The organism is Peribacillus sp. NPDC058002 (assembly GCF_042886655.1).
GTDB classification, from domain to species: domain Bacteria; phylum Bacillota; class Bacilli; order Bacillales; family DSM-1321; genus Peribacillus; species Peribacillus aracenensis.
The window spans coordinates 1-4,881 of the sequence record NZ_JBHVQU010000207.1 but is presented as its reverse complement, the minus strand read 5'-3'; the positions used below and the strand labels follow the sequence as shown (position 1 = coordinate 4,881).

Below are 4,881 nucleotides of genomic sequence, written 5' to 3'. Positions count from 1 at the left end.
TCTTTCTCACTTCGTCATCGATTAAAGGATTATAATGCTGAAGACTTGCACCAAACCCCTCAATTTCCAAGGAAGTCCATACGACAAATTGTAAAATGGCAGATGATTGGTCCGACCAAATCGGAAAGTTATCGGCATACGTTTTGAATTGTTCTTGAAGCCTATCTATAATGGCCTGATCTTCAAAGAATAAAACCGTACCATAACCATTTATAAATGAATTCATTTTTTCTTCAGTTTTTTCAAAATCTTTGGCACCGACTGCTTTTCTTAATGCTTTTTTTGTGATATCCCATAATTGTTCGTGGTTTTGACCAGTTAATACAATCACTCTTGCACTTTGGGAGTTGAAAGCGGAAGGGGAATATTGAACGGCATGATCGATAACTTCTTTAATCCTTTTATTAGGAACAACACGTTCCTTGCTAAGGGAATAATAAGAGCGTCTATCTTCAATTGCGCTAAAAAAATCTTTAACCATATATCACACCTCCATTCTTTATACTACCGATTTATTTTGACCTGATTTACATATTTTATGATAAGTGAAAACGGGTAAAATTATTTGTATGAAAATGGTTGACAAATTTATCTATGTCGTTTATCTTTAAATCAAGATATTTGTATTAAAAGTATTTTGAAGGTTAAATACCTTGAATTCGAGATATTATTTTAGGATTAATTCATTTCCGTAAGGGGAGATTTATAAAGATAGGAGTGGTTTGGATGGAATTAAAAGGATTACATCACGTTTCGGCGATTACAGCTAAAGCGGGAAATAACTTTGAATTCTACACAAAAGTCTTAGGGTTGCGATTAATTAAAAAAACGGTGAATCAAGATGATGTACGTGTATATCACTTATTTTATGGAGATCAAATTGGTTCACCGGGTACGGAATTGACGTTTTTTGAAATTCCCAATGCAGCCCGCACTCATGAGGGGAATAATAGTATTTCAGAAATTTCCTTAAGGGTAAGAAATGATGAAGCACTAGGATATTGGAAAAAACGGTTTGTTGAATTTAATGTTGAGCAGGATGAAATATCGAGCCGTTTTGAAAGGAAGGTGCTTTCATTTAAAGACCCTGAAGGGCAGAGGCTTCTTTTGGTTTCCGATCAGGATAATAAAGGCGTTCAAGGAGGATTACCGTGGGATGGAAGCCCGGTGCCGCAAGAGTTTTCCATTCTTGGATTAGGGCCAGTAAAACTTACTGTACCTGATATTGTACAAACAGAACGCGTTCTTACCGACGTATTGGGTTTCAGGAAGTCAGGCACATACCCATCCTCAATCAGGGGGCAAAATCCGATAGTCGTTTACGAAACAGGTGAGGGAGGAACAGGCTCCGAACTCCATATAGAAGAAAGGAATGACATACCACGGGAAAGGTTGGGGAGGGGTGGAGTACACCATATTGCTTTCCGGGTGGAAAATGAAGGGGAACTGAGGAAATGGATAGAGAAAATTAGTGAATCAAAATTCGTGAACTCGGGTTATGTGGACCGCTTTTATTTTCATTCACTCTATTTTAGGGAGCCGAATGGCATCTTATTTGAATTGGCTACTGATGGACCAGGTTTTGCAGTGGATGAAGCAGAGGAGCACTTAGGAGAAAACCTTGCCCTGCCACCTTTTTTAGAATCGAAAAGAAAGGATATTGAAGCGAATTTAAAACCACTGAATACAAAACCAACAAATTAATCAATGGGAAAGGAAGTATTGGGCATGCAAAAGCAAAATGCAGGAATACATCATATAACCGCAATTGTAGGCAATCCTCAAGAGAACGTGGATTTTTATGCTGGAGTATTGGGACTGCGTATGGTGAAGAAAACCGTTAATTTTGATGACCCAGGAACCTATCATTTGTATTTCGGTGATGAATCAGGTTCTCCGGGAACTATCATCACTTTCTTTCCTTGGCCTGGGGCATACAAGGGGAGAATTGGCTCAGGACAAGTGGGGATTACAACATATGCTGTTCCGGAAGGATCAATGGGTTTCTGGGAAATGCGTTTAGGTAAATTTAACATAGACTTTAAAAAGGTTTCTCGTTTCGGCGAGGAATATCTGGAATTCCAAGACCCACACGGTTTGCAACTTGAACTGGTTGAGCGTAAAGAAGGGAAAAATAACGAGTGGTCATTCGGCGGTGTACCAGCTGCCAAGGCGGTCAAGGGATTCGGTGGTGCCGTATTATTGACGTCAAAACCGATCAAAACGATGGAACTATTAGAGAAAGTGATGGGCCTGCAAAAAATTGGGGAAGAGGGCGATTACATCCGCTTTAAATCCACATCGGACATCGGAAATTTGATAGATGTTAAAAAAACGGTTTTGCCAAATGGGAAAATCGGAGTGGGAACTGTCCATCATGTTGCATGGCGTGCAATCGATAATGAAGATCATAAAGAATGGAGGGAGCATATCGCCAACCATGGCTATGGTGTGACACCCTTTACAGACCGTCAATACTTCGATGCCATTTATTTCAGGGAAGATGGAGGCATACTTTTTGAAGTTGCCACAGATCCACCTGGCTTCGCTCATGATGAAACGAAGGAAACGATGGGCAGTAATTTAATGCTGCCGCCATGGCTGGAAGAAAAAAGGGCGATCATGGAGAAAACGTTACTGCCGGCAGTGCCGAGAGTACTTGAGGAGGATAAATGATGAAGCATATTTTTCAAAAAGGAAGTAATCCAGAAGCGCCATTGCTTTTGCTTCTACATGGCACTGGAGGAACGGAAACAGATCTCTTGCCATTAGCGGAATTGGTTTCACCAGGATCATCCGTATTGAGCGTAAGGGGAAATGTGCTTGAAAACGGAATGCCTCGTTTTTTTCGCCGATTATCCGAAGGGGTTTTTGATGAAGAAGATTTGATCTTTCGTACGAAGGAGCTTTATGACTTCTTGGAATCAGCGTCCAAAAAGTATGACTTCGACCGTGAAAGAGTGGTAGCATTAGGTTATTCCAATGGTGCAAATATAGCGGCAAGTTTGCTGTTCCATTTCGAAGGGGCATTACTAGGAGCGAGTCTTCATCATCCAATGGTGCCTAGACGAGGGATTGCATTGCCATCCCTTTCGGATATACCTGTTTTTATTGCTGCAGGTAAAAACGATCCGATTTGCCCGTCAGCAGAAACTGATGAACTTAATAAACTTTTGCTGCAAGCGGGTGCTATAGTGGATGTTCAGTGGGAAAATTACGGTCATCAGTTAACACGGTCAGAGGTTGAGGCAGCTGCTTCATGGTTTCAAAAGAACTTTTTATAAGAATGGGAGGGAATGAAGAAAGATGATTTCTGTTAATCCTGAAAGTCTGACTGAACGGGATAATTATAAGTTTTTGACTGGAAGCATCATACCGAGACCTATAGCCTTGGTTACGACAAAATCCGAAACAGGCACAGTCAATATAGCGCCGTTCAGCTTTTTTAACATAGTCAGTTCAAATCCTCCGATGATTTCCGTTTCTGTCCAGCGTAAAGAAGGGGTTTCAAAGGACACTGCCCGAAATGCAATTCAAACAGGTGAATTCGTTGTTCATATCACTGATGAAAATAATGTGGCTGATGCAAATCGAACGGCGAAGGAACTCCCGTCTGACGAAAGTGAATTGGGTCTGACCCATTTCACGACAGCTGTTAGTGATAAGGTATCCGTACCAGGATTGAAAGAAGCGAAGGTACGCTTTGAATGTACATTAGAGCATGCGATACCAATGGCGGGTTCCAAGGATAAACCAGGTTGTGATTTATTGATAGGGAAAATAGTCTGTTATCATATAGAGCAAGATATTTACCATAACGGTCGAATTGATCAGAATGGGCTAAAACCTGTAGCAAGATTAGCGGGTCATACTTATACAAAACTAGGGGAATTATTTGAAATAGATCGTCCTTAAGTGATAAGAAAGAAAAAATGGCGTCATCTTTTTAAGATGGTGCCATTTTTTTAGATCAAATTATCCCAGTTAGCTTCATCTGCAATTTTAATGCGGTAAGCGGCTGTTCGAAATTGAGCAACCATTTCATAAGGCTCTTTTCGTAAAGATTGTTATTTTTAAAATCAAACGATTTAACGCGGAGGAGGCTCACCGCCCGCCTCGCGGAAAGCGAGCATCTGGAGGGGAAATCAACCACACCGCTTTACTTGGTAAATAGCAACAAAGTATGCGAAAACAGCCTTTCATAATTATGCCGCCCGGCGTTGCAGGTGTATCCAAACCTGCTGCAAAAAAGGAAAAAGAGAAATTAAATCATATTTTATGATAGCTTGGGAAAACTAAACAAACAATTAGAAAGGAGAGAATGAGTATGAGTCGTGGTAAAAGTTTTAATCACAAAGAAAAAGGACATCCAGGAAATCTACCCGATAATAGAATTAGCGAAGAGAAGGAACATAGCCGGCAATATGAACAAATCGAGGATATTGTCACACATGAAGCCTTTAAAAATCGGGAAAAAGATGACGAGATGCCTTGATTTTTGAGAAACAGTGTATCGAATGAGAAAGTTTTAAACATACCAAGATATTGAGCAATTTTTAAATTTCGCTTTCAGGTTTAAAAATGAGACTGCAATTTCCATTTATATACGGGGAAAACCATAAGCTTTGCTGTGGTTTTTCTTTGATTGCAAATAAATCAAGTGGGAAAGTCGGAGATTACTTAAATAAGTATAGATGGTTGCGAGAAACAGCGGAATACTCATCTTCCCTTGAAGTAAGTTAAAGAAGATGACAGAATAATGATGGTGGATGCATTTAATTAGCCGACTTTCTTCTATTATAATTAATAATACTAAATTTTCTAAACTCGGGCACTATTAGAATTCAAACAGCTGCAAAGACCTGTCAGTAAGTTAAAGCT

General features: G+C 39.9%; 6 protein-coding genes. 5 read left to right on the top strand and 1 reads right to left on the bottom strand.

Annotation, left to right across the window (positions count from 1 at the left end):
* The coding region (locus ACFVSH_RS21680) for a nitroreductase family protein (protein WP_387707762.1) at positions 1 to 481 on the bottom strand (481 nt) is incomplete at its 3' end.
* Positions 482 to 726: 245 nt separating this feature from the next.
* Here ACFVSH_RS21680 and ACFVSH_RS21675 point away from each other — a divergent pair.
* The 5 genes from ACFVSH_RS21675 to ACFVSH_RS21655 all read left to right on the top strand — a co-directional run bounded on the left by ACFVSH_RS21675 (position 727) and on the right by ACFVSH_RS21655 (position 4,495).
* Positions 727 to 1,704 (top strand): ring-cleaving dioxygenase, encoded by a 978-nt coding sequence (locus ACFVSH_RS21675; RefSeq protein WP_387599179.1) that lies wholly within the window; start codon positions 727 to 729, stop codon positions 1,702 to 1,704.
* A gap of 24 nt (positions 1,705 to 1,728) precedes the next feature.
* Positions 1,729 to 2,676, top strand: a complete 948-nt coding sequence (locus ACFVSH_RS21670) for a ring-cleaving dioxygenase (protein WP_387707760.1) — start codon at positions 1,729 to 1,731, stop codon at positions 2,674 to 2,676.
* Positions 2,676 to 3,284 carry an alpha/beta hydrolase gene (locus ACFVSH_RS21665; RefSeq protein ID WP_387599362.1) on the top strand — a complete coding sequence of 203 codons (609 nt, stop codon included), beginning with the start codon at positions 2,676 to 2,678 and terminating at the stop codon, positions 3,282 to 3,284. Before ACFVSH_RS21670 ends, ACFVSH_RS21665 begins: the two co-directional genes overlap by 1 nt.
* Before the next feature lie 22 nt (positions 3,285 to 3,306).
* Positions 3,307 to 3,915 carry a flavin reductase family protein gene (locus ACFVSH_RS21660; RefSeq protein WP_387707758.1) on the top strand — a complete coding sequence of 203 codons (609 nt, stop codon included), beginning with the start codon at positions 3,307 to 3,309 and terminating at the stop codon, positions 3,913 to 3,915.
* Between the two features lie 412 nt (positions 3,916 to 4,327).
* Entirely contained in the window at positions 4,328 to 4,495 is a 168-nt protein-coding gene (locus ACFVSH_RS21655; protein WP_192205058.1) for a hypothetical protein, read from the top strand.
* The last annotated feature ends 386 nt before the right edge of the window (positions 4,496 to 4,881 follow it).

Coding starts and splice junctions, on each gene's coding strand:
- ACFVSH_RS21675 (WP_387599179.1), top strand. CDS start 727: ATGGAATTAAAAGGATTACATCACGTTTCGGCGATTACAGCTAAAGCG.
- ACFVSH_RS21670 (WP_387707760.1), top strand. CDS start 1,729: ATGCAAAAGCAAAATGCAGGAATACATCATATAACCGCAATTGTAGGC.
- ACFVSH_RS21665 (WP_387599362.1), top strand. CDS start 2,676: ATGAAGCATATTTTTCAAAAAGGAAGTAATCCAGAAGCGCCATTGCTT.
- ACFVSH_RS21660 (WP_387707758.1), top strand. CDS start 3,307: ATGATTTCTGTTAATCCTGAAAGTCTGACTGAACGGGATAATTATAAG.
- ACFVSH_RS21655 (WP_192205058.1), top strand. CDS start 4,328: ATGAGTCGTGGTAAAAGTTTTAATCACAAAGAAAAAGGACATCCAGGA.